The organism is Pantoea dispersa, from assembly GCF_019890955.1.
GTDB lineage: Bacteria > Pseudomonadota > Gammaproteobacteria > Enterobacterales > Enterobacteriaceae > Pantoea > Pantoea dispersa.
The window spans coordinates 2,083,949-2,107,076 of record NZ_CP082346.1; the positions used below are offsets into that span (position 1 = coordinate 2,083,949).

The 23,128-nt window shown below is 59.6% G+C and carries 21 protein-coding genes; 9 read left to right on the plus strand and 12 right to left on the minus strand.

Features of this window, described 5'->3' with window-relative positions; translation table 11 throughout:
- Positions 1–7 precede the first annotated feature (7 nt).
- From rhaM to rhaB, 4 genes are read right to left on the minus strand one after another with little or no spacing between them, the layout of a single operon-like run.
- Positions 8–322: an L-rhamnose mutarotase gene (gene rhaM / locus K7H94_RS09625; RefSeq protein ID WP_222950955.1), complete on the minus strand. Its 315-nt coding sequence runs from the start codon at positions 320–322 to the stop codon at positions 8–10.
- Complete coding sequence (rhaD, locus tag K7H94_RS09630) at positions 312–1,154, minus strand: rhamnulose-1-phosphate aldolase (RefSeq protein WP_088515799.1); 843 nt, start codon at positions 1,152–1,154, stop codon at positions 312–314. Before rhaD ends, rhaM begins: the two co-directional genes overlap by 11 nt.
- An 11-nt stretch (positions 1,155–1,165) precedes the next feature.
- Positions 1,166–2,422: an L-rhamnose isomerase gene (locus K7H94_RS09635; RefSeq protein WP_222950956.1), complete on the minus strand. Its 1,257-nt coding sequence runs from the start codon at positions 2,420–2,422 to the stop codon at positions 1,166–1,168.
- The gene (gene rhaB, locus K7H94_RS09640) at positions 2,406–3,887 is read right to left on the minus strand and encodes a rhamnulokinase (RefSeq protein WP_222950957.1); all 1,482 of its coding nucleotides are present in this window, start codon (positions 3,885–3,887) and stop codon (positions 2,406–2,408) included. Before rhaB ends, K7H94_RS09635 begins: the two co-directional genes overlap by 17 nt.
- 289 nt (positions 3,888–4,176) lie before the next feature.
- Here rhaB and rhaS point away from each other — a divergent pair, with 289 nt between their 5' ends.
- Positions 4,177–4,998, plus strand: a complete 822-nt coding sequence (gene rhaS, locus K7H94_RS09645) for an HTH-type transcriptional activator RhaS (RefSeq protein WP_058769862.1) — start codon at positions 4,177–4,179, stop codon at positions 4,996–4,998.
- A 13-nt stretch (positions 4,999–5,011) separates the two neighbouring features.
- Positions 5,012–5,878, plus strand: a complete 867-nt coding sequence (gene rhaR / locus K7H94_RS09650; RefSeq protein WP_215785960.1) for an HTH-type transcriptional activator RhaR — start codon at positions 5,012–5,014, stop codon at positions 5,876–5,878.
- A 41-nt stretch (positions 5,879–5,919) separates the two neighbouring features.
- Here the strand turns inward: rhaR and rhaT are convergent, their stop codons facing one another.
- Entirely contained in the window at positions 5,920–6,954 is a 1,035-nt protein-coding gene (gene rhaT / locus K7H94_RS09655; RefSeq protein WP_222950958.1) for an L-rhamnose/proton symporter RhaT, read from the minus strand.
- A gap of 366 nt (positions 6,955–7,320) precedes the next feature.
- Between rhaT and K7H94_RS09660 the strand changes: the two genes are divergently transcribed.
- The 3 genes from K7H94_RS09660 (at position 7,321) to aldA (ending at position 9,353) form a co-directional block, all read left to right on the plus strand.
- Complete coding sequence (locus K7H94_RS09660) at positions 7,321–7,644, plus strand: hypothetical protein (protein WP_058780589.1); 324 nt, start codon at positions 7,321–7,323, stop codon at positions 7,642–7,644.
- Positions 7,645–7,658: 14 nt separating this feature from the next.
- The gene (locus tag K7H94_RS09665; RefSeq protein ID WP_021313714.1) at positions 7,659–7,757 is read left to right on the plus strand and encodes a YoaK family small membrane protein; all 99 of its coding nucleotides are present in this window, start codon (positions 7,659–7,661) and stop codon (positions 7,755–7,757) included.
- A 159-nt stretch (positions 7,758–7,916) separates the two neighbouring features.
- On the plus strand, positions 7,917–9,353 hold the full coding sequence (aldA, locus tag K7H94_RS09670) for an aldehyde dehydrogenase (RefSeq protein WP_222950959.1): 1,437 nt from the start codon (positions 7,917–7,919) through the stop codon (positions 9,351–9,353).
- Between the two features lie 40 nt (positions 9,354–9,393).
- Here aldA and K7H94_RS09675 read toward each other — a convergent pair whose 3' ends face one another.
- On the minus strand, positions 9,394–10,668 hold the full coding sequence (locus K7H94_RS09675; protein ID WP_021506091.1) for an MFS transporter: 1,275 nt from the start codon (positions 10,666–10,668) through the stop codon (positions 9,394–9,396).
- Positions 10,665–12,086 (minus strand): M20 family metallopeptidase, encoded by a 1,422-nt coding sequence (locus K7H94_RS09680; RefSeq protein ID WP_222950960.1) that lies wholly within the window; start codon positions 12,084–12,086, stop codon positions 10,665–10,667. Before K7H94_RS09680 ends, K7H94_RS09675 begins: the two co-directional genes overlap by 4 nt.
- A 147-nt stretch (positions 12,087–12,233) precedes the next feature.
- On the opposite strand from K7H94_RS09680, the gene K7H94_RS09685 reads away from it, so the two are divergent.
- Entirely contained in the window at positions 12,234–13,145 is a 912-nt protein-coding gene (locus K7H94_RS09685; RefSeq protein WP_222950961.1) for a LysR family transcriptional regulator, read from the plus strand.
- Here K7H94_RS09685 and K7H94_RS09690 read toward each other — a convergent pair.
- Complete coding sequence (locus tag K7H94_RS09690; RefSeq protein WP_058758514.1) at positions 13,135–14,730, minus strand: ABC transporter substrate-binding protein; 1,596 nt, start codon at positions 14,728–14,730, stop codon at positions 13,135–13,137. The genes K7H94_RS09685 and K7H94_RS09690 overlap by 11 nt on opposite strands.
- 114 nt (positions 14,731–14,844) lie before the next feature.
- On the opposite strand from K7H94_RS09690, the gene pepT reads away from it, so the two are divergent.
- Positions 14,845–16,071: a peptidase T gene (pepT, locus tag K7H94_RS09695; protein WP_058780594.1), complete on the plus strand. Its 1,227-nt coding sequence runs from the start codon at positions 14,845–14,847 to the stop codon at positions 16,069–16,071.
- A gap of 63 nt (positions 16,072–16,134) precedes the next feature.
- Here the strand turns inward: pepT and K7H94_RS09700 are convergent, their stop codons facing one another.
- Positions 16,135–16,914: a transporter substrate-binding domain-containing protein gene (locus K7H94_RS09700; protein ID WP_021506096.1), complete on the minus strand. Its 780-nt coding sequence runs from the start codon at positions 16,912–16,914 to the stop codon at positions 16,135–16,137.
- 13 nt (positions 16,915–16,927) lie between these two features.
- Entirely contained in the window at positions 16,928–18,094 is a 1,167-nt protein-coding gene (locus K7H94_RS09705) for a methionine aminotransferase (protein ID WP_058774709.1), read from the minus strand.
- Positions 18,095–18,219: 125 nt separating this feature from the next.
- Here K7H94_RS09705 and K7H94_RS09710 point away from each other — a divergent pair, with 125 nt between their 5' ends.
- Positions 18,220–19,101, plus strand: coding sequence for a LysR substrate-binding domain-containing protein (locus K7H94_RS09710; protein ID WP_222950962.1), 882 nt, complete (start codon positions 18,220–18,222; stop codon positions 19,099–19,101).
- Here the strand turns inward: K7H94_RS09710 and K7H94_RS09715 are convergent.
- Entirely contained in the window at positions 19,059–20,735 is a 1,677-nt protein-coding gene (locus K7H94_RS09715) for a methyl-accepting chemotaxis protein (protein ID WP_058758510.1), read from the minus strand. The genes K7H94_RS09710 and K7H94_RS09715 overlap by 43 nt on opposite strands.
- Positions 20,736–20,947: 212 nt before the next feature.
- A complete protein-coding gene (locus K7H94_RS09720; protein WP_211724462.1) occupies positions 20,948–22,471 on the minus strand; it encodes a carboxylesterase/lipase family protein in 1,524 nt (507 codons plus the stop codon).
- Positions 22,472–22,662: 191 nt separating this feature from the next.
- On the opposite strand from K7H94_RS09720, the gene K7H94_RS09725 reads away from it, so the two are divergent.
- Positions 22,663–23,097 (plus strand): DoxX family protein, encoded by a 435-nt coding sequence (locus K7H94_RS09725; RefSeq protein ID WP_058769762.1) that lies wholly within the window; start codon positions 22,663–22,665, stop codon positions 23,095–23,097.
- The last annotated feature ends 31 nt before the right edge of the window (positions 23,098–23,128 follow it).

Consider the following 23,128-nt stretch of genomic DNA (forward strand, 5'->3'; position numbering starts at 1 on the left):
TGGACGGCTAAGGCAGGAAAAACATCTGCTGTAATGCTTTGCTCACCGGGCTGTTGTCAGGATTTGATGGCATCAGGTCACGCATTGACGCCCACCAGCTCTGACACACCTCAGTTTGCGCTACAGCCTGCCAGCGCGCTTCGGACTCAACCTCGACGCTGGCAAACAGCAGGTTGCGTTCAGCATCCAGCCAGATCGCGTAGTTATGGGCGCCATGCGCTTTCAGCGTCCGTTCCAGCTCCGGCCAGATTGGCGTGTGACGGCGCTGATACTCCGCATGGCAGTGCGCATAGACCTGCATGACGAACGCTTTACGCAACATCACTGCGCTCCGCCTGCAGCGCCGCCGGCCACGGCTTCACGTTAAAGCGTTCGCCCAGCGCAATCAGCTGTTCGGTGGTGATGCTCTGACGAATGCCGCCCATCGACAGCGCCATAACCACCACCTGCGATGACTTCTCAGCGGTATCAATCAGACCAAAGGTTTCGTCGAGCGTCGGTCCGGCGCCAAAGATTCCGTGGAAAGGCCACATCACCAGGCTATGACTGGCCATCGCTTCTGCCGTCGCCTGACCAATGCCATCGGTACCCGGTACCATCCAGGGCAAAATGCCGACGCCATCGGGGAACACCACCAGGCACTCGGTGCTGCCCTCCCACAGCAGGCGGGTAAAGCGCGCCGCATCCAGATCCACCACATAGCTGAGCGCCATAAAGTGGGTGGCGTGACAGTGCATAATCACCCGGTCCGCGCCGTGGCTCAGTGCCTTGCGTACGCTGTGTGACTGAAAGTGCGCCGCCAGCTCGGACGTTGGCAACCCTCCGTTGCTGAGCCCCCAGTGAATTTTGTACGACAGCCCTTTGTCATCCACCTGCAGCAGCACCAGACTGTCTGCCGGATCGAGCTGCACGTTGCGAAAGAACTTCCCGGAGCCGGTCACCAGGAACCAGTCGTTGGCCAGCGCGGGCGCCGGCTTGCTCAGTTCAATACAGCGCGGTGCCGGATAAAAATCGCTGGCATACGCGCTGACCTCTTCCGGCAACAGACGCAGACTGACGTTGCCGCCGTTACGTTCATCCCAGCCTTTCAGCCACATGTCACTGGTGGCTTTAACCATGTCGCGCACAAACCACGCGGAGAGAATTGTTTGCATGAATCGATTCCTTAACGTTGACGCAGCACGTGTTGTTCGTAGTGACGGACTTCGCTCAGCCAGCTGGCATCGGCTGGCACATCGTGGCGCAGGCACCACGCTTCCCATACCGCCTGCCACGGCAGCGACTTCTGCTCTTCAAGCAGCGCCAGCCGGGCGGTGAAATCCCCATCACGCTCCCGCTGACGCAGCTGTTCGCCCGGCTCCAGCAGCGCCCGCAACAGGGCTTTTTGGGTATTGCGCGTACCGATCACCCAGGCGGCAATGCGGTTGATCGAGGCATCGAAGAAGTCGAGACCGATGTGCACCCTGTCGAACAACTTTTGACGGACGATCTCACAGGCAATCGCCTGGGTTTCATCATCCAGCAGCACCACGTGATCGCTGTCCCAGCGGACCGGACGGCTGACGTGCAACAGCAGGCGCGGCACAAACAGCATGGCGCTGGAGATTTTGTCGGAGATCACTTCGGTAGGATGGAAGTGGCCGGCATCCAGCGTCAGCGCGGTCTGGCGGCTGGTGGCGTAACCGAGGCAGAACTCACTGGAACCCACGGTGTAACTCTCCGCGCCAATGCCAAACAGTTTGCTTTCCACTGCATCAATGTGGTGCTGCGGATTCAGCGGTTCGCGGATGATCTCATCCAGCGCGCTGGCGAGACGCTGGCGCGGCGCGAGGCGATCGACGGTGAGATCTTTCATGCCGTCCGGCACCCAGATATTCATGACTGACGGCGTGCCCAACTGCTCGCCAAACCAGGCGGAAATACGGCGGCTGGCGGTGCAGTGGTCGATCCAGAACTGGCGAATGCCCGGATCGGCATGCGACAGCGTAAACCCGTCTGCGCTAAGCGCATGAGAAAAACAGGTTGGGTTAAAATCCAGCCCCAGCTTTCTGCTTTTCGCCCACTCCAGCCAGTTGCTGAAGTGCTGCGGCTCAATCGCATCACGTTCTACCGGGCGGTCGCTCTCAAGGTAGATGGCGTGCAGGTTGAGGCGTTTCGCACCGGGGATCAGCGACATCGCTTTGTCGAGATCGGCACGCAGTTCAACCGCGTTGCGCGCCCGCCCCGGATAGTTGCCGGTCGCCTGAATGCCGCCGGTGAGCGCCCCCTGCGGATTCTCAAACCCACGTACATCGTCGCCCTGCCAGCAGTGCATCGACACCGGAATGGTATCCAGTTGTGCCATCACCTGTTCCACATCTACCCCAATGGCGGCGTAGCGTTGTCTGGCCAGTTCAAAGGCCTGTTCAATAAGCTTTGTCATATGCAAGTTCCTTAGCAGGTAGGCTCAGCGCCGCAAAGCGAGCCTGATGGGCCGCAAAGACGCTGTGATTCAGCGGGATAAATTTTTCTAACGGGAAATTGTGGCGGATGCAGCGGCGTAAATCGGCCACGTCGCGCAACTCACCCAGCGCGATCAGCTGGCAGCCGATGTTGCCAAGCGTCGAGGCTTCCACCGGACCGGCAAACACCGGCAGCTGGCAGGCATCGGCGCACAGCTGGTTAAGTAGCGGATTCTGGCAACCGCCACCGACGATATGTAACTGACGCAGCGCAGCGCCGCGCAGGTCGCTAAGCTCCTGCAGCGTCTGCGAATAGAGCAGCGCCAGGCTGTCAAAGATGGTGCGCGCCAGCGCCGCCGGGCTGTGCGGCACGGGCATCGCCTGTTCGGCGCAGGCGTTCTGGATCTCCTGCACCATACTGGCCGGATTAATGAAACGGTGATGATTAGGGTGAATCAGGGCGCGGCAGGCCGGTTCCCGCGCGGCGTCGGCAATCAGCGCAGTGAGATCGCTGATGTGCAGTTCGCTGCACACCCGCTGCAACAGCCACAGGCCCATGATGTTTTTCAGCACCCGATAGCCTTCCGCACCGCCCTCATTGGTCAGATTAGCCTGCAGCGCCGCCTCGCTGACGCAGGGCTGCAGGCTTTCGATGCCGATCAGCGACCAGGTGCCGGAGCTGAGATAGGCAGCATCGTCCTGCTCCAGCGGCGTGGCCAGCACCGCGCTGGCGGTATCATGGGTGGCGACGGCGATCACCGGAATGCGCTGGCCGCTGGCGTTGCGCCAGTAACCGACGGTATTGCCCGGCGCACGCGGCGTGCCGAACCAGCTGGCGTCTGCGCCCGCCCAGGCCAGCAGCTCGCGATCCCATTCGCCGCTGTGAATGTTGAGCAGTTGGGTGGTGGTGGCGTTGGTGTATTCCCAGTTGAGTTCACCGGTCAGGCGATAGTGCAGATAATCCGGAATCATCAGCGCGTGCTTTACCTGCACCTGCCAGTCCGGCTGCTGCAGATGCAGTGCGCGCAGCTGATACAGCGTGTTGAACGGCAGAAACTGAATGCCGGTGCGCTGATAGAGCGCCGGTTTCCCGAGTTCACGCATCGCCTGGGCCATCAGGCCGTCGGTGCGTTTATCACGGTAGCTGACCGCTTCGCCTACCCGCTCGCCGTGCGCGTCCAGCAGCACCAGATCCACGCCCCAGGTATCAATACCAAGGCTGTCCGGCACAATGCCCTCCTCATCCAGCTGCTGCAGTCCGGCGCGGATCTCCTGCTCTAAGCGGTCCAGGTCCCAGCAGTCATAATCGCCGCGCTGCACGCGCGGGTTGGCGAAACGCCGCACTTCGCGCAGGCTGAGCTGCTGACGGTCAGCCTGCCAGCTGGCCAGCATGACGCGGCCACTGGATGCGCCTAAATCGATGGCAACAATATTACGCAGACTCATGGCGAGTACTCCCTGTGAAGACATGGCGACAGAGTAGAAATCCTGCGCCGCAGACACCTTCCCGCGAGTGCCAGCGGGTCATCACCGCTGGCAGGTTTGCAAAGGTGTTCGTGAGTGAGCTCACAGAACCGCATAACGGCAGAGTTGTGAGCCTTGCCGCAATTCCATCAATCACTTAGGCGATCTTGAATAATTGGCGATTTTCCTGCGCTGCCCGGTGCAAAATTCAAGGTAAGGTGGCAGGCGGCTGCGTAGACTCGGTTACGGTTTTGTTAACTGAGGGCGCATGATGACGGTATTACACAGTGCTGATTTCTTTCCGGCCGGCGATTACACGATAGCCATTGAACCGCGTGTGCCGCAGTCGGCGTTTCCGGAGCATCACCATGATTTTCATGAAATTGTGCTGGTGGAACAGGGCTCGGGTATCCACGTATTCAATGGTCAGCCGCAGGCGCTCAGCGCCGGCTGCGTCTGTTTTGTGCGCGATCACGATCGCCATCTGTACGAGCAAACCGACAATCTGTGCCTGACGAATGTGCTGTATCGCAGTCCGGCAGCGTTCCGCTTTCTGTCCGGCCTGCAGGCGCTGCTGCCGCGCGAACAGGACGGCCAGTATGTTTCACACTGGCGGATCAACCATAAAGTGATGGCGCAGGCGCTGCAGCTGGTGACGCAGATGAAGCAGCCGGCCAGCTGGTCGCTGGAACGTCAGGCGCAGCAGGAACAACACTTTTTGCAGCTGCTGGTGCTGCTGCGCGAGGCGGCGCACAACGATCAGGCGCAGGACCAGGATGCCCGCCTGCACCGCTTGCTGGACTGGCTGAATGCGCACTACAGTGAGGAGATTGCGTGGGAAGCGCTGGCCGATCGCTTCTGTTTGTCGCTGCGTACCCTGCATCGCCAGATGAAGCAGCAGACCGGCAGCACGCCGCAGCGCTATCTTAATCGGCTGCGTTTATTGCAGGCGCGGCACCTGTTGCGCCACAGCGAGATGCGCATCACGGACATCGCCTATCAGTGTGGGTTTGGTGACAGTAATCACTTCTCCACCCTGTTCCGGCGGGAATTTGGCTGCGCGCCGCGCATGGCGCGCCAGCAGATGGGGTAACCGGAGGGCTGACATGCCGCTGTTACTGACGCGCGAGGATTACTTCCCGGCCAGCAATTTGCCCATAGCCGTGGCAGAACGCATGCCGCAGCCCTCTTTCCCACCGCACCGGCATGAGTTCAGCGAGATTGTGATTGTCTGGCGCGGTAATGGCCTGCATATCCTCAACGATCGGCCGTGGCTGATCACCTGCGGCGATGTGTTTTACATCCGCGACTGTGATTGCCACAGTTTTGATAGCGTCAACGATCTGGCGCTCGACAATATTCTCTACTGCCGCGATCGCTTCAGCCTGGCGCTCGACTGGCAGCAGCTGCTGCCGCCACAGGATGAAGAGACACCCGCCAGCTGGCGTCTGACCACGCGCGGCATGGCGCTGGCGCGCGGCGTCATCAGCCAGCTGGAGCGCGAAAGTCGCAAAAGCGATTCGCTCTCGATTCAGCTGTCGGAAGCGCTGTTTTTGCAGCTGACACTGATATTGCGCCGTCACGGCTACGCCGCCGATCGCCCGTGGGTGCTGCCGGAGGGCGAACAGCTCGATCTGCTGATGTCGGCGCTGCTCGGCGATATCAGCCGCCCCTTCGATCTGCCCCATTTCTGCCAGCAAAATCAGCTCAGCGAACGGTCGCTGAAACAGCTGTTCCGTCAGCAAACCGGCATGACCATCGGTCACTACCTGCGTCAGCTGCAGCTGTGTCAGGCAAAATATCTGTTGCGCACGCAGGCATGTCTGATTAGCGAAGTGGCGGCACGCTGCGGGTTTGATGACAGCAACTACTTTTCCGTGGTGTTTACGCGCGAAACCGGGTTAACACCCAGCGCATGGCGTCAGCGTTTTTTGTCGCCGCGCGAACCGATGGCAGACAAAGAAAAAGCCTGACGCGCGCAGAGACGCGTCAGGCGGTGCGGAGTTAAGCGTTATCAGGCGGCCATACCGAGACCGACAATGTTTGCCGCGATAATGATTACCACGCAGCCAATCGACAACACGCTCACCGGTCGACGCCCCACCGATTTCCACTCCTTCAGCACCAGTCCCACCAGGCCGCCGCACAGCACGTACAGGCTCATGTGCAGCATCCAGCTTACGAAGTCGTACTGCGGGGGAATTTTTGCGTGGCCCCAGGCATAGAAGAAGAACTGCAGATACCACATGGTTCCCCCCAGCACGGCGAAGGCGATGTTGGCGATCAGCAGCGGTTTTGCCACGGAAAAATCGCGGCGCAGCGAAAGCTCCGGCTTCACCGCCAGGCGGATAAAGCAGTACGCCAGGTTGATCAGCGCGCCACCGCCCATAATCACCACGTAACTCGGCAATGCCACATACAGCGGATTGATGCCCAGACTGGCAGCGGCTTCATGCATCGGCTTTGCCGCATCCATGGCAAATGACATGCCGGCAGAGAAGATGCCGCACAGCACCGCCAGCACCAGGCCTTTCTTCAGGTTGAAATCTTCAGCGTTGATCCCCAGCGCCCGCTCCTTTAGCAGTCCGGCACGTGACACAATCGCCACACCCAGCAGCGCAACCAGCACGCCCAGCAGCGTCATCCGGCCGCCGGCGGAGCTGAACAGTTCAACGAATCGGCCCTGCAACAGCGGCGTCATCAGCGTCCCCACTACCAGCGTAATGCCAATGGCGATGCCAATCCCCATCGACATCCCCAGATAGCGCATAGTCAGACCATAGTTGATGTTGCCGATGCCCCACATGGCACCAAACAGAAACACCGGCAGCAGCTGCGATAAACTGAAACTGCTGTAGTACGCCCAGAAGTTCGGTAACAGCGCGGCACTGACTGCCCAGGGCAGAATCAGCCACGACATCACGCCGCCGACCGACCACATGGTTTCCCATGACCACCTTTTAACCTGTTTAAACGGAGCATAAAAACAGGCGGCGCTGGCGGCACCCACCAGATGCCAGAAGAGACCTGCAAGAATGGCACTGTTCATTGTTATTCCTTCGTAAGGTTGAGGCCAGACGGAAACACCTGCGGTTTCCGATTAGTGGCAGTCTATGGCGCACTGCGTGGACTCAGCCTTTGGATGGTTGCCGTAAAGCCAGGCTGACTGGCAAAATCGGGGGGGTATGCAACATAAGGATCACAAATTCGCATTTGCCGCTGTTTGCCGGATAAGTTCTTTAAGTTGCTTATTATTCGGCATATTTTTGATTTATGTTGTGTTGATCGGCACAGTTTTTCCTCTGTTGCCAGCGCGGCGCTTAACATGGCACTCACACAAAGCTGCGCGAAGCACTTCCCCCGACGGGGTTAAATCCGTATAACGTGGGAAAAATCATCGGAACCAGGGATTGAGATGAAGAGCAAACGGTTAACGCTGGTGCTGTCGCAGGCGGTGAGCCGCGTGATGCTGGATGACATCCGCGCCATCGTGCCGCCCGAGGCGCTGAATGTGTTCATTAATGGCTTAGATACTACTCACTACGCCACGCTGGACTGCGTGCAGAGCGAAGAGAACTGCGCGCTGCTGGCGTCAGCCATTGTGGTGTGGCGTCAGCTCGGCCATGTGCATCAGATTCAGTATCAGAAAGGCGAACATCTGCGTCAGGTCGATGACGCGACACAATTTCAGCTATTCAGTATGATGAAAACCCACCGCGCGCTAATCCAGCTCGCTTAACGCTCAGGATGCATATGAAAATCGGTCTGCTGTTCCCCATCGCCATTATTGTTGCCGGTGTCAGTTTTCTGGTCTGGTTTATTGCCAGCGGCGCCATGATGCCCGGTTCCTGAAACGGTCCACTGACGCAGAATGCTGCGTCGGTCGCGTGATTCTTGCCGCTATTGCCAGCGCCCTGCCGGTGCTGGCAGTGATAAAAAGGTCGCCAGCGTTCATCTGCTTCACTCTTCCTTCACATCAGTTTAACAAAACCGAGCGTGGAGACCCTGCACATGACCCTTCATCATCAACACTACATTAATGGCGCGTTTGTCGAGGCGCATAACGATAGCTGGATTGAAGTGATTAACCCGGCGACGGAGGCCCTGCTGTCACGCGTGCCCCAGGGCAGCAAACAGCAGGCGGCGGCAGCCATTGCCGCCGCAGAAGCCGCTCAGCCCGGCTGGGAAGCGTTACCGGCGGTGACGCGCGGCGGCTGGCTGCACCGCATCGCCACGGCAATTCGCCAGCGCGAGCCTGAGCTGAGCGCCACCCTCGTGGCGGAGGGCGGCAAAACCCAGGCGCTGGCGCAAACCGAAGTGCTGTTTACCGCTGACTATCTCGACTACATGGCGGAATGGGCGCGACGCTACGAAGGGGAAATCGTCAACAGCGATCGCCCAAACGAAAACATCTTTGTGTTTAAGAAAGCGATTGGCGTGACCACCGGCATTCTGCCGTGGAATTTTCCCTTCTTCCTGATTGCGCGCAAAGCGGCACCGGCGCTGATCACCGGCAACACTATCGTGCTGAAGCCGAGTGAGATCACCCCGAACAACGCCGCCCTGTTCGCCGCCATTATCGACGACCTCGGCCTGCCACCCGGAGTGATTAACATCGTTTATGGCTATGGCCCGGAGGTGGGACAGGAACTGGCCGCCAACCCTAAAGTCGGGTTAGTGAGCCTGACCGGCAGCGTCAACGCCGGCATCGCCACCATGGCCGCCGCGGCGCCGAATGTGACAAAAGTGTCGCTGGAGTTGGGCGGTAAAGCGCCGGCAATTGTCATGGACGACGCCGACCTCGATCTGGCCGTCAGGGCTATCGTCAGTTCGCGCATTATTAACAGCGGTCAGGTATGTAACTGCGCCGAGCGCGTGTATGTGCAAGACGGCATTTACGATCGCTTTATCAGCGCCCTGACCGTGGCGATGCAGCAGGTGAAATTTGGCGATCCGGCGCAGCAGGCCGATGTGGATATGGGGCCGCTGATTAGCGCAGCCGCGTGCGACCGCGTCGGGCAAAAGGTCGCCAGCGCCGTCGCGCAGGGCGGCACAGTGGTGCTGGGCGGCAAACGCGCCGGTGAACGCGGCTTTTATTTTGAACCGACCATCATCACCGGGGTACGTCAGGAGATGGCGATCATGCGTGAGGAGATATTTGGTCCGGTGCTGCCGGTGATGCGCTTTAACACGCTGGATGAAGCCATCGCGCTGGCTAACGACTGCGACTATGGCCTGACTTCATCGCTGTATACCCGCGATCTGAACACCGCGATGATCGCGCTGCGCCGGCTGAAATTCGGCGAAACCTACATTAACCGCGAAAATTTTGAAGCGATGCAGGGGTTCCATGCCGGCTGGCGCAAATCCGGCATCGGCGGTGCCGATGGCCGCCACGGGCTGGAGGAGTATCTGCAAACGCACGTCGCCTATCTGCAGTTTGCCTGATGCGTAAACACCGGTGCGCAGTGCGCGCACCGGTTGCCACTTAGCGTATCCGTTTCTGACTGCGCAGCAGCGCTATCCCGCTAAAGAGCGACATCGCCATCAGGTAGTAGCCCGGCGCCAGACTGGTGCCAGTGGCACTGATCAGCAGCGTGCAAATCAGCGGTGCAAAACCGCCAAACACCGTAACCGCAATGTTATAGCTGATGGCCATGCCGCTGGCGCGCGTACCAATCGGGAACAGATCCGCCATCACCGAGGGCACGGTGGAAAAATAGATCGATTTCAGCAGCGCCATCCAGCACACCAGCACAATCAGCGTGGCTGGCGTGGTGTGATTGACTACCAGCCGAAAGGCTGGGTAGATGGTGACCATCAGCAGTATGAGCGATCCCCACATCAGCGGCAGGCGGCCAATGCGCTCCGCCCACCATCCCATCAGCGGCGTCACTACCGTCAGAATCACCCCGGCCAGCAGCGTGGCGGTAAAGGCCACCGAGCCCGGCAGATGCAGGTTTTTGGTTGCGTAGGTCGGCACGTAGTTGAGCATGTAGTTGACCGCCGTGGAGATCACCATCAGGCCAATTGCCAGCAGCATCAGCGCTTTTTGCCGGCCAAACAGCCGTTTCAGCGGGGCCGCTTCCGGCGTCTGTGCGGCAAAGCTGGCGGGCTCGTGCACGTGACGGCGGATATACAGCCCGAGCGGGCCAATCAGCAGGCCGAAGGCAAACGGAATACGCCAGCCCCACGCCTGAATCTGGCCTTCGCTCAGGATCTGCGTCAGACCGAGACCAAACGCCGAGGCCATCAGCGTGCTGGCGCCCTGGGTGGCGAACTGCCAGCTGGCGATAAAGGCTTTGCGCTCGGGAAAATGCTCGACCAGAAACGCCGTAGAGCTGCCAAATTCGCCACCGGCAGAGAAGCCCTGCACCAGGCGCGCCAGCAGGATCAGCAGCGGTGCGAGCAGGCCGATGCTGTCGTAGCCCGGCATAAAAGTAATGATGGCTCCGCCAAGCATCATCAGGTTGATCGACAGCAGCAGCGCTTTTTTACGCCCGTGGCGATCGGCATAATTGCCCAGCACCACCGCGCCCAGCGGGCGAATCAGAAAGGAGACGCCGAAACTGCCAAAGGTCAGCAGCAGCGAGACCGACGCATCGCTGGTGGGAAAGAAGGCGTGGGCGATATAGCTGGCGAAGAAGCCATATACCGCAATGTCGAACCACTCCAGCGCATTACCGATGCAGGTCGCAAACAGCGTTTTGTGCAGGTTTGGCTTCACCCCGCTCAGCGGCGCGCTATGGCTGAGGCTGCTCATGCGCCACCTCCCGCACAGGCGCGGTGTTGCGCCAGCCATTGCGTGCCCTGCTCGCCCAGCTCCCACAGCAGCTGCGTCATGATCTGCAGCCCTTCGCGGGCAATCGATTTCAGCATGTGCTCATTCACGCCATGCTGACCGCAGGCGGGATACGAATGCGGCACCCACAGCGTTGGCAGGCCCAGAATTTCCGCGAACACCTCATTCGGCAGCGATCCCCCAAGGTTGGGCAGCAGCGCCGGTTTTTTGCCGCTGGTTGCCGCCATGCTGTTCAGCACCCAGTGCACCAGCGGATCGTCAGGATCGAGACGCGTGGCGGGTGAACCGCGCAAAAATTCAACCTCAACATCATGGAAGCCGTGCTGCGCCAGATGCGCGCTGATGTGCTGCGCCAGCAACTGCCAGTCAGTACCGACCACAAAACGCAGCTGACACACCGCTGTCGCGCTGCCGGGAATGGCATTCATCGGGCGCGCCGGGTTACCAGTGAGAAACGACAGCACTTCCAGCGTGTTCCAGCCGTAGAGGCGTTCGGCAGGCGTCAGGCCTGGCTCGCCCCAGTTAGTGTCAATCGCGGGATCGCCTGGCATGCCCCCCACCTCGATATCGCTGAGAATGGCGCGCACCTGCGGCGTCAGCGAGTCGGGCCGCAGCGCCTCCACCTGCAGCACGCCCTGCGCGTCCACCAGCGTGGCGATGGCGCTGGCCAGCCGGGTGCCGGGATTGCTCAGCAGTCCTCCCCAGTTGCCGGAGTGATAAGCATTGTCACGCGCGTTGATGGTCAGGCGGAAATTTACCGCACCGCGCGAACCGAGGAACAGCGTCGGCCGCACGGCGTTGAGCCGCGGACCGTCTGAGGCAATGAACAGGTCAGCCTGCAACAGTTCCGCCTGCTGCTGACACAGCTGCGCCAGCCCCGGCGAGCTGATCTCTTCGCCCATCTCAAACAGCCATTTGCAGTTAAAGCCGAGACGGCCGCCGCGCGCCTGGTACACCTGCTCCAGCGCCGCAAGATTGACGCAGTGCTGACCTTTGTTGTCGGCGCTGCCGCGTCCGTACCAGCGATCGCCCTCTTCGGTCAGCTGCCACGGCGACAGCCCGCTGCGCCAGTTTTCGTCATCGCCGAATACCACATCACCGTGCCCGTAGCTCAGCAAGGTCGGTAAGGCGGGATCTTCCATGCGCACCGCCACGAGGAATGGCCGGCCGGCGGCGTGCGGGTTATCGATGAGCTGTAGCGTGAAGCCCAGCGCCTGAAGTTGCGGCGCAATCTCCTGCTGCAAATAGTCCTGCAGCGCCGCATCGCGATCGTCGCGCTGGCTCTCGGTGCGCCATGCCACGCGGCGCGCCAGGATACGTTGAAATTCCCCGCTGTCGAAATATGCGGTGGCCTGCTGAACCGCCTGTTGTGCTGTCATGTTTGCCCTGCCTGTTATAGGTCTGCTGTTTTTTCATCTTTGCGGAAAGGCAGCTTTGCCACAATTATCAATTTATCGAGTAAGATTTGCCTTTAAAGCAAAGCTGCGTTGCCCGATTTCGAGGCAGGCACAGACGGAGGCCATGGCATGTTAAGCACGGAAATGCGTTATTTTCTCGCGGTAGCCGATTGCGGTTCGCTCAGCGCGGCCAGCGCCCAGCTGTTTGTGGCGGTCTCTGCCATCAGCCGTCAAATTCAGCGGCTGGAGCAGCAGCTGGGCGTGATGCTGTTTGCGCGTCATGCGCGCGGCATGGTGCTGACCGAGGCCGGCGAGATTTTTGCCCATCACGTGCGCAAAAATCTGCTGGATATGGAGTATGCGCTGGCGGAGATCAAAGGCCTGAAGGCGGTGCGGCGCACGCTGATTCGTGTCGCCTGCACCGACGGGCTGGCGTTTACCCTGCTGCCCCGGCTGATTGCCGCCTTTCGCCGCGATCATCCCGGCGTGCTGTTTGACGTCCGGGTGGCGAGCGCACAGGGCGTGGCTGAACTGTTGCGCAGCGGCGAGTGCGATGTGGCATTGCAATTCAGCCTGCACGCGGAACGTGCGGTTGAGGTGGTGGGCTCATGGCCGGCGCCGGTGCTGCTGGTGATGCATGACAGCCATCCGCTGGCGGGCGTGCCGCAGGTGGCGCTGGCCGATCTCAGCCACTATCCGCTGGCACTACCGCAGCAAAACACCACGGTACGCCAGCTGTTTGAGCTGGCCAGCCACATGAGTGGCCACCTGATTGAACCGGTGCTGACCTGCGACAATTTCTCCACCCTGTTCCATTTTTTACTGCGCACGCCGCTGGCGGTGACCATTTGCAGCAGTTTTACCCTGGAGGAAGCGCAGCAGCAGGGTCTGGTGATGCGCGCGGTCAATATCGATCAGCTGAGCCAGCGTACGCTGCAGCTGCAGACGCAGTCAGGGCGACCCCGCAGCGCCGCCCTGACTCTGTTTCTGACCTTTCTGCAACAGCAGCTCAGCGCGCTGTCCGCTGCGATTAAGGCGTGATATCCACCGGATAGAAGATGTGCTTGCCGAACGGATCCACCTGGTAGCCGCTGACCGATTTACGCACCGGCTCGAAAATCGTTGAGTGCGCAATCATTACCGCCGGCATCTGGTCATGCATCATCTGCTGCGCCTCGCGGTACAACGCCACGCGCTTGTCGTGATTTTGCTCGGCGCGCGCCTCGGTGATGATTTTCTCAAACGGCGCATAGCACCATTTGGACGAGTTGGAGCCGCCGTTCGCCGAGGTGCAGCTGTACAATGGCCCGAAGAAGTTATCCGGATCGCCGGTGGCGGTGGTCCAGCCCATCAGCGCCGCCTGATGCTCGCCGCCCTTGACGCGCTTCAGGTATTCGCCCCACTCATAGCTGACGATGTTGGCTTTGATGCCCACTTTTGCCCAGTCGGCCTGAATCATCTCAGCCATGCGGCGGGCGTTGGGGTTATACGGCCGCTGGACCGGCATCGCCCACAGCGAAATTTCGGTGCCCGGCTGAATGCCGGCCTGCTGCAGCAGCGCTTTGGCCTGTTGCGGATCGTAGGCGTAATCCTGCAGATCTTTATCAGCACTCCACACATCCGGCGGCAGAATATTTTTCGCCACCGTGCCGGTACCTTTGAAGATGGCATCAATGATCGCCTGCTTATTGATGGCCATCGCCAGCGCCTGGCGCACTTTCACGTTGTCCAGCGGGGCTTTGGTGGTGTTGAACGACAGGAAACCGGTGTTGAGGCCAGATTTCTGTTCCAGCGTGATGTTCGGGTTGTGGCGCATGTTGTCGAGATCGGCCGGATTAGGGAACGGCATTACCTGGCACTCGTTTTTCTCCAGTTTGGCATAGCGCACCGAGGCGTCCGGGGTGATGGAAAACACCAGACGATCGATTTTGGCCTTGCCCTGCCAGTACTGCGGGAAGGCTTTGTAGAGAATGCGGGAATCTTTTTGATACTGCACCAGCTCAAACGGTCCGGTGCCAATCGGCTGCATGTCCACTTTTTCTGGCGTACCGGCTTTCAGCATCTGGTCGGCATATTCCGCCGAGTGAATCGAGGCGAAATACCACGCCAGATCGGCGAGAAACGGCGCTTCGGCATGGGCCAGCGTAATCCGCACTGTCAGATCATCCACCTTATCGATACGGGTGATCAGTTTTGCCAGCTCGAGGCTTTCAAAGTTGGCATAGTTACCGCCCGAAACGGTGTGATACGGGTTTTTCGTATCCAGCTGGCGCATAAACGAGAAGATCACGTCGTCGGCGTTGAGATCGCGCGACGGCGTAAAAAGTTTATTGCTCTGGAACTTAACCCCTTTGCGCAGATGGAAGGTATAGACCTTGCCGTCCGGGCTGATCTCCCAGCGCTCCGCCAGGCTGGGCACCAGCTCGGTGGTGCCCGGTTTGAAATCCACCAGGCGGTTAAAAATCGGCACGGCGCTGGCGTCCACGCTGGTACCGGAGGTATAGAGCTGCGGGTTGAAGTTCTCCGGCGAGCCTTCAGAACAGTAAACCAGCGTCTTCGCCGAGACGCCGCCTGCAACCGCTAACCCCAGTGCGCTAAGCGCCAGTTTTCCTATCATCTTTTTCATCGTCTTCTCGCTTTTTATTGACTTCCATGAGCCAGCATCGGTATTTATTTCATAAATAACATGATTTAGCCGTCTGGCGTATCTCCAGTGGCGCAAAGCTAATAAGGAATTGTGATGACAGACCAACTTGCCCGTCAGCTGACCCAGCGTTTTTACCGTTATCTGGCGGTCTCCAGCCAGAGCGATGCCAAATCCAGCACGCTGCCCAGTACGCCGTCGCAACACGCCATGGCGGAACTGCTGGCGCAGGAGTTGCGCGATCTCGGTCTGCAGGATGTGGTGATTGATCAGCATGCCACGGTGACCGCCGTGAAACCAGGCAACCGGCCTGGCGCGCCGCGCGTGGGCTTTATCACCCATATTGATACCGTCGATGTCGGGCTATCGCCGGATATCCATCCGCAAACCCTGCGCTTTGAGGGCGCGGATCTGTGTCTGAATGCGCAGCAGGACATCTGGTTGCGGGTGGCGGAGCATCCGGAAATCCTGCCGTATGTCGGTCAGGAGATTGTGTTCAGCGACGGCACCAGCGTGCTGGGGGCCGACAACAAAGCGGCAGTCAGCGTGGTGATGACGCTGGTGGAGAACCTGCGTGGCGAGCACGGTGATGTGGTGGTGGCGTTTGTGCCGGATGAAGAGATCGGCCTGCGCGGCGCCAAGGCACTGGACCTGGAGACGCGCTTTAACGTCGATTTCGCCTGGACCATCGACTGCTGCGAGCTGGGCGAAGTGGTGTATGAGTGCTTCAACGGCGCCTCCGCTGAAATTACCTTCACCGGCGTACCGGCGCATCCCATGTCGGGCAAAGGCGTGCTGGTGAATCCGCTGCTGATGGCGCACGACTTCATCGCCCGCTTCGACCGGCTTGCCACGCCCGAGCATACCGCCGGGCGCGAAGGCTATATCTGGTTCAATGATATGCAGGCCAATGCCAGCCAGGCGGTATTGAAAGCGTCGATTCGCGATTTCGATTTGAAGGGTTTTGATGCGAAGAAGCAGCAGCTGGTGGAGGTCGCCGATCAGATCGCCGCGCACTATCCGACTGGTCACGTCGCGCTGAAGATCAATGATATCTATAGCAACATCAGTAACGCGATAGGTGAGGACCGGCGGGCAATCGATCTGATTTTTGCTGCGCTGCAGCAGGTGGGCGTGGAACCTAAAGTGATTCCGATGCGCGGCGGCACCGATGGGTCTGCGCTGTCGGCCAAAGGGTTACTGACGCCGAATTTCTTCACCGGCGCGCACAATTTCCATTCGCGCTTTGAATTCCTGCCGATCCCGTCATTTGTGAAGTCGTATCAGGTGGCGGAAGCGCTGTGTTATCTGGCAGCCCGATAAGCGCGGTTGCAGAGAAACGTTGAGACTGCCTGACCGGCAACTGCCGGTCAGGCTGATACCCGCTTATTTGCTGACGCTGACGTCAATGCCCGGGAAGAATTTCGCCGCCAGTTTAGTGACGGTGCCGTCGGCCTGGACTTTGGCGATGGCCGCATCCAGTTCACCTTTCAGCTTGCTATCGCCTTTGCGCAGACCGAAACCAATGCCGGAACCGAGAATGGTGTCGTCTTCCACCGGCTTACCGGCGAAGGCGAAACCTTTGCCCTGCGGCTTATCGAGGAAACCAGACTGACCGGCGGCGGACATCACCAGCGTACCGTCAAGACGGCCAGCGACCATGTCGTTGTAAACCTGGTTCTGATCCTGATACGACGTCACCGTCACGCCCTGGGATTCCCAGTGCTTTTTAGCGTAGGTTTCCTGGATCGAGCCCTGCAGCACGCCAATATTTTTACCTTTCAGCGACGCCGCCGTCGGCTCGAGTTTCTCGCCCTGCTTCACGATCAGCATGGTGGGAATGCGGTAGATCGGGTTGGTGAAGTCGATACTTTTCGCCCGCGCCTCGGTGATGTTCATCGCCGAGTTAATCGCATCAAATTTTTTCGCCTGCAGCGCCGGGATCAGCGCATCAAAGCTGCTCTCAACCCATTTGCAGTCAAAATGGCCGACCTGGCAGATGGCTTTGCCCAGTTCGATGTCAAAACCCTCCAGCTCGCCCTGCGCGTTGCGGCTTTCAAACGGTGGATATTGTGATTCCAGACCGTAGCGCAGGCTCTCCTGCGCCAGCGCCTGCACGGAGGTGATCATGCCCAGTGCGATAAACAGTGCGTTCAGTTTTTTCATTATTTTCCCCTAATTACCCTTTAACCCGGCACAGCGCCTGCGCGCCGGCTTCGAGCGTTGCGTCGTCTTTAGCAAAAGAAAGGCGGATTAATTTATTGTCAGTGCCATCCATATAAAACGCCGACAGCGGAATGGTAGCCACACCGTGATCGACGATGAGACGTTTTACCATTTCACTGTCGCTTTCGTCACTGAAATGTCCGTAGCTGGCCAACATAAAGAACGAACCGGCGCTCGGTAACAGCCTGAACGGTGAATCCTGCAGCAGCGTCTGCAGCCGGTCGCGCTTCGCCTGATAAAACGACGACAGCTGCAGATAGTTTTGCGGGTTCTGCAGATACTGCGCGAAGCCAACCTGCATCGGCGTATCGGCGGCGTACATCATGAACTGATGCACCTTGACGATCTCCGCCATCAGCGCAGCAGGCGCCAGCGCATAGCCGACGCGCCAGCCGGTGACGTGGAAGGTTTTGCCGAAGGAGGACACCACCACGCTACGCTGTGCCAGTTCCGCGTGCGTGGCCATGCCGCAGTGCGTCTGGCCGTCAAACACGATGTGTTCGTAGACTTCATCAGACAATACCACGATGTCGGTATTACGCGTCAGGGCCGCCAGCTGGTCGAGATCGGCGGCATTCAGTACCTGTCCGCTCGGGTTATGTGGCGTATTGATGATAATCATGCGCGTACGCGGCGTGATCGCGGCACGCAGTTCGTCCCAGTCAATCGCAAAATCCGGCACCTGCAGCTTGAGGCCGATCGGCGTCGCGCCCTGCAACCGCACCACCGGCGCGTAGCTGTCAAAGGCCGGCTCAAAGAAGATCACTTCATCACCCGGATGCACCAGCGCCGAAATCGCCATGTAGATGCCCTGACTGGCACTGCCGGTGATCAGGACTTCGCTGGCGGCATCGTACGGCTGGCCATACAGGCGATGCACCTTCTCCGCCAGCGCTTCGCGCAGCGCCGGTAAACCGGTCATCGCGGCATACTGATTATGGCCGTCGCGCATCGCCTGGCTGACCAGCTCAACCAGCTGCGGGTCACACGGGAAATTGGGCGCGCCCTGGGAGAGATTGACGGCCTGATGCTGTGCGGACAGCTGGCCAATCACGCTAAAAATGGTGGTGCCGACGTCCGGCTGTTTGGAGGAGAGCTTCACGCTGCTGTTCAGGGTCATCATTGCTCCACATGTTGCATAACCACGTATCGGAAGTAGATTTCTATTCAACGGCGCGACGCTTGAGTCGACAAGCGAATTGTTGTCATAATAGCCATGATAAAAAATCATAGCTTGAGGCCGTTATGTCCCGCTCTGCTCTGCCGCTCAACGCCATTCATGCCTTTCTGGTCACTGCCCGTCATCTCAACCTGACGCGCGCCGCCAGCGAACTGTGCATCACTCAGGGCGCGGTGAGCCGCAAAATTGCGGCGCTGGAGAGCTGGCTGGGATTTGCCCTGTTTGAACGCCACGCGCGCGGTCTGCATCTCACCGATCAGGGCGCGGCGCTGCTGCCGGAGCTGCATCAGGGATTCAATCTGCTGATAAATGCCACAGAGAAAGCCAGCCGCAGCAATGCCTCGATTCGGCTTAAAGCCCCGACCTGCGCCATGCGCTGGCTGGTGCCGCGTCTGGTGGCGCTGGAGCAGCAGCGGCCAGACATTCACGTGGCGCTGACCACCACGCTCGATCACGCGTCGCAGCTGGAAAACTTTGATGCGGCAATTGTATTCGGCACGCCGCCTGCCGGTGCCATTCCGCTGTTTGCCGAGCGCCTGACGCCGGTGCTGGCCAGCAGCGTGCCGGCACCGCGCCATGTCAGCGAACTGGCCAAATTCACCTTCCTGCATCCGACCGGCGATACGCGCGACTGGCAGCTGTGGCTGTCCGGCCAGGCGGAGCAGCTGCCGATGGCGCGCAATCAGCATTTCGCCACCATGGATTTGGCGATCAGCGCGGCGATTCAGGGATTTGGCGTGACGGTGGCGGATATTACGCTGGTGGAGAATGATTTGGCGAATGGGCGGTTAATCGCCCCGTTTGCCGCGAATGTGGCAACCGGGGCGAGCTACAGCCTGTTACAGCGGGCGGAAAAAGATGCGCCACCGTTTTTGCCGCAGCTGGTGGCGTGGTTGTGTCAGCCTCAGAATGAAACCCACTCTTCACTGCTGGCGGGTTTACCCTGAGCGCCTGCGGCGGCAGATAATACCGGCCGGCGCAGCGCAGGCGCGGCAGTGGATGCCACAGCCTGCGCGCGCGGCGCGCTGTCGGACAGACGGAACTTCGCCACCGACGCCTGCAGCTCTTCGGTCTGACGCTCCAGCGCGCTGGCCGCCGCCGACACCTGCTCCACCAGCGACGCGTTCTGCTGGGTGACGCTGTCCATTTCAGTGACGGCGGTGCCGACCTGCGAAATCCCTTTGCTCTGCTCTTCCGACGCGGCAGCGATGTGCTTCATGATCTCGTTCACATCCTGCACCGACTTCAGAATGTCATGCATGGTGCTGCCGGCGCTGCTGACCAGCTCCGAGCCCTTTTCAACGCGTGATACTGAATCTTCAATCAGCGTGGCGATCTCTTTTGCGGCGCCGGCGCTGCGTTGCGCCAGGTTGCGCACTTCGCTGGCCACCACGGCAAAGCCGCGCCCCTGCTCACCGGCACGCGCCGCTTCGACTGCCGCGTTGAGCGCCAGGATGTTGGTCTGGAAGGCGATGCCGTTGATCACGCTGGTGATTTCGGCAATCTTTTTCGAACTGCCGGAAATGCCCTGCATGGTGGTCACCACTTCGCCAACCAGACGGCCGCCCTGCTGCGCGGTGCCGGTGGCGGTCTCCGCCAGCGCGCTGGCCTGACGTGCGTTGTCGGCGTTGAATTTCACCGTGGCGGTCAGTTGCTCCATGCTGGCCGCGGTCTGTTCCAGCGCGGCCGCCTGCTCTTCGGTACGCGATGAAAGATCGTTATTGCCGGCTGAAATTTCTGCCGCGCCGCGATAGATGTTCTCCGTGCCGCTGCGGATGGCGCTGACGGCTTCACGCAGGCTGTCCTGCATCGCCCGCAGCAGTGGCACCAGTTTGCCGACGCAGTTGCGGCCAAATTCTTCCACCGGCTGGCTGAGATCGCCCTGCGCAATCACCGTGAAATGGTTACGGATGCGATCCAGCGGTTTCACCAGCATCGTCACCAGGTAACGGTCAGTGAACAGCAGAATCAATAAGCCGAACACCACCGCCGACACAATAATCACTTTGGTCATGCTGGTAAGCGTATCCACGGTCACGCGGGTCTCATCCAGCTTGCTGCTGGCGGCCTGATTAAACGCTTCTGCGCTGGCACCAAACGCCCGGCTCAGCGGCGGCGTGACATTGTTGGCCTGCGCGCGCCATGCATCCAGTGAAGCCTGCTGCGCCAGCGCCACCTGTGGTGCGATCCCCTCATCCAGCAGTTTCTGCCAGCTGCTGATCACATTGTTCACCGTCTCGCTGTCCATCGGCCCCGGCGCCATGGCTTTGAACTGGCTTAACTGCTGTTTCATGTTATCCAGCGCCTGCTGCACCGGCGCGAACGCTTCTGCGGTCGGCGCGTTACCGGCGGTGCGGCCTTCCATCACCCGCGACAGACGCGTGACCACGCGGAAATATTGATCGTTGCCTTTGCTGAGCGCCGTCATCTGGTTTACCAGCTGACGATCAATCTCGTTACCCTCGCCGAGCGCATTCAGCGAGTGGACGCTGAACAGCCCTACGCCACACCATAACAGGCAGAAAAGCCCGAGAATGGTCAGCATAACGGCGCGAATCGTGAAGTTTTTTAACATACCCATACATAATCCCCTGGTGTGAACGCTGGCAGCCCGGATAAAACAGGGCTTAGGGTATTTATCGGCAGCGAACCGGGAAAAGATAAATGTTTTGTAAGCTAATTAATTGCAGGATGGGGTGCCGCGCGGGGCGGCTGAGCGGTCGTAAAATCAGGCAGATAGCGGCCAATTTGCCTTAAAAAAACATTGATGTTTTTACATGATTAGCAGGCTTATTAAAGTTTAACGTGGCTGCGCATCATCAGGCGAAACAGACGCAGACGGCCGCGCATAAATCGCGCCTTCAGCACCGATTCCGCTTTACCGTCGTGGCCAAAAGCGAGAGTCAAATCTTCACCCGGCCGCCACACCGGCCAGTCAGGCTCCCCGTCGAGCCGCAGCCGATGGCTGAACTCACTGGCATCCCGCGCAAAGGCCACCCACCAGGCGCTGACGCGGCCGGCAAAGGCGATATCGCTGGCGCTGTAATGCCAGTCACCCGGCGGCGGCAGCGTCGCGAGCGTATTAAAGACATAAGGAATTTCGTTGCCGTGCCAGGTGCCGTGCGGGTAGAGATGACGCGCGTTTTCTGACACATAATCAAACCAGTAACGCCACGCAGGCATGCCGATGCTGTGCTGCGACTGCGCCACCAGCAGCGGCATGACGGTAAACGCCATGTCGCGCGCCACCGCGCGCCCCAGCAGGCTGTCATCATGGATATCGTACAGCCACTTCAGCAGGCGATAACTCAGGCGACTTTTGCTGCGCAGTTGTTGTAACACGCTGCGGGCATCCACGCCGAAGTAGTCCAGCACGCTGGCTTCATCGCTGTTGCTGCCAATCATCAATGGCACGCGATGCTGTTTACCCGCCATAAAGGTGTCGAGCATCGGTCTGGGTAGCACCGCATCGCCGCTGATGGCCACCGGCCCCAGCGCCAGCGGTCGCTCCAGCGGCCAGAAACTGTCGGCCGGCAGTGCGCGCAGCTGCTCCGCACTGGCATCCGCGGCCAGATTGAAATGCGCTGCCACCTGCAGGCCGGTTTGCTGCGCCTGCTTATGCGGCACGTCCGGCAGGCTGTAGGCACTTTGCACGATGCCCTTATGAAACAGTCCTTCGGCCAGCGGCGAGCAGCACAGCGACAGTACGCTGCGCGCGCCGGACGATTCGCCAAACAGCGTGACGTTATGGCGATCGCCGCCAAACGCCGGAATGTTGCGCTGAATCCACTGCAGCGCGGCAATCTGATCCAGCAGCGCAAAATTATTGACCACCTTGCCCGGCGGATACTGGGCGTCGAGCGCCGGATGCGCGAAAAAGCCGAAATGGCCAAGGCGGTAATTGAGTGTCACCACCACCACGCCCTGCGCTGCCAGCGCTTTGCCGCGATAGGGATCAAGGCTGCCGGCACCGATGCTGAAGCCACCGCCGTGCAGCCATACCATCACCGGTAACGGCGTGGCGGGTTCGACATCGGGCGTCCAGACATTCAGATAGAGGCAATCTTCGCTGAAGCGGCCCGGATCGCCGCCGCCGGCCGCCACGCAGTAGTCACGATTTTGCCAGCTGGCATCGCCCCACGCGGTGGCATCGCGCAGCGTTTGCCACGGTACCACCGGCTGCGGCGGACGCCAGCGCAGTGCGCCAACCGGCGGCGCTGCATAAGGTATTCCTTTAAAGGTAAACAGTTCATCATCCATCAGGCCTCTGAGTTCACCTTCTGCCGTCATGATCCTCAGACGTCGTTCATTTTTCATTGCGGGTTCCTGGTAAAGCCTGATTCCATTATTTGCAGGCCTCAGTGGAATGTCTATGTTCTGCAAGCATTTGCAGATTAAGCCGAATAAGCGACCGATTCATTGAACAACTTCATCAAATTTTTTGGTTAACTGCAGCGGCGCATTCTGTTTTATGGTTGCAAGTTAACCTGGCGTGACGGAGAGACGCGATGTTTGCTGGCATCAATCAGCTGTTCACCCGGATGAGCGATCACCCGGATTTCGGTAAATTGCTGTTACGCTTAACCTTCGGCGGGCTGTTGCTGTTTCATGGCGAGTTTAAGGCGATTCATGGCGTCGGCTGGATCGCCCATCTGCTCAGCGTCAAAGGCATGCCAGGTTTCATCGCTTACGGTGCTTACATCGGGGAAATTGTGGCACCCATCATGGTCATCGTTGGCCTGCTTACGCGCCCGGCGGCCTTTATCATTGCCGTTAACATGGTAGTCGCAACGCTGCTGGTGAAAATGGGCGCACTCTGGCATCGCACCGATGTCGGCGCCTGGTCGCTGGAAACGGAAGCGCTTTACCTGCTGGGCGCGCTGGCCATCCTGTTCCTGGGTGCCGGAAAATATACGCTGGTGCGCGACGCACGCCTGCAATAATCATTAGAAAGAAAAACAGCCGGCCTGTAAA

What these genes read in the sequence shown, in the direction of transcription:
- rhaM (WP_222950955.1), bottom strand. Translation starts at nt 322, where the DNA reads ATGTTGCGTAAAGCGTTCGTCATGCAGGTCTATGCGCACTGCCATGCG.
- rhaD (WP_088515799.1), bottom strand. Translation starts at nt 1,154, where the DNA reads ATGCAAACAATTCTCTCCGCGTGGTTTGTGCGCGACATGGTTAAAGCC.
- K7H94_RS09635 (WP_222950956.1), bottom strand. Translation starts at nt 2,422, where the DNA reads ATGACAAAGCTTATTGAACAGGCCTTTGAACTGGCCAGACAACGCTAC.
- rhaB (WP_222950957.1), bottom strand. Translation starts at nt 3,887, where the DNA reads ATGAGTCTGCGTAATATTGTTGCCATCGATTTAGGCGCATCCAGTGGC.
- rhaS (WP_058769862.1), top strand. Translation starts at nt 4,177, where the DNA reads ATGACGGTATTACACAGTGCTGATTTCTTTCCGGCCGGCGATTACACG.
- rhaR (WP_215785960.1), top strand. Translation starts at nt 5,012, where the DNA reads ATGCCGCTGTTACTGACGCGCGAGGATTACTTCCCGGCCAGCAATTTG.
- rhaT (WP_222950958.1), bottom strand. Translation starts at nt 6,954, where the DNA reads ATGAACAGTGCCATTCTTGCAGGTCTCTTCTGGCATCTGGTGGGTGCC.
- K7H94_RS09660 (WP_058780589.1), top strand. Translation starts at nt 7,321, where the DNA reads ATGAAGAGCAAACGGTTAACGCTGGTGCTGTCGCAGGCGGTGAGCCGC.
- K7H94_RS09665 (WP_021313714.1), top strand. Translation starts at nt 7,659, where the DNA reads ATGAAAATCGGTCTGCTGTTCCCCATCGCCATTATTGTTGCCGGTGTC.
- aldA (WP_222950959.1), top strand. Translation starts at nt 7,917, where the DNA reads ATGACCCTTCATCATCAACACTACATTAATGGCGCGTTTGTCGAGGCG.
- K7H94_RS09675 (WP_021506091.1), bottom strand. Translation starts at nt 10,668, where the DNA reads ATGAGCAGCCTCAGCCATAGCGCGCCGCTGAGCGGGGTGAAGCCAAAC.
- K7H94_RS09680 (WP_222950960.1), bottom strand. Translation starts at nt 12,086, where the DNA reads ATGACAGCACAACAGGCGGTTCAGCAGGCCACCGCATATTTCGACAGC.
- K7H94_RS09685 (WP_222950961.1), top strand. Translation starts at nt 12,234, where the DNA reads ATGTTAAGCACGGAAATGCGTTATTTTCTCGCGGTAGCCGATTGCGGT.
- K7H94_RS09690 (WP_058758514.1), bottom strand. Translation starts at nt 14,730, where the DNA reads ATGAAAAAGATGATAGGAAAACTGGCGCTTAGCGCACTGGGGTTAGCG.
- pepT (WP_058780594.1), top strand. Translation starts at nt 14,845, where the DNA reads ATGACAGACCAACTTGCCCGTCAGCTGACCCAGCGTTTTTACCGTTAT.
- K7H94_RS09700 (WP_021506096.1), bottom strand. Translation starts at nt 16,914, where the DNA reads ATGAAAAAACTGAACGCACTGTTTATCGCACTGGGCATGATCACCTCC.
- K7H94_RS09705 (WP_058774709.1), bottom strand. Translation starts at nt 18,094, where the DNA reads ATGACCCTGAACAGCAGCGTGAAGCTCTCCTCCAAACAGCCGGACGTC.
- K7H94_RS09710 (WP_222950962.1), top strand. Translation starts at nt 18,220, where the DNA reads ATGTCCCGCTCTGCTCTGCCGCTCAACGCCATTCATGCCTTTCTGGTC.
- K7H94_RS09715 (WP_058758510.1), bottom strand. Translation starts at nt 20,735, where the DNA reads ATGGGTATGTTAAAAAACTTCACGATTCGCGCCGTTATGCTGACCATT.
- K7H94_RS09720 (WP_211724462.1), bottom strand. Translation starts at nt 22,471, where the DNA reads ATGAAAAATGAACGACGTCTGAGGATCATGACGGCAGAAGGTGAACTC.
- K7H94_RS09725 (WP_058769762.1), top strand. Translation starts at nt 22,663, where the DNA reads ATGTTTGCTGGCATCAATCAGCTGTTCACCCGGATGAGCGATCACCCG.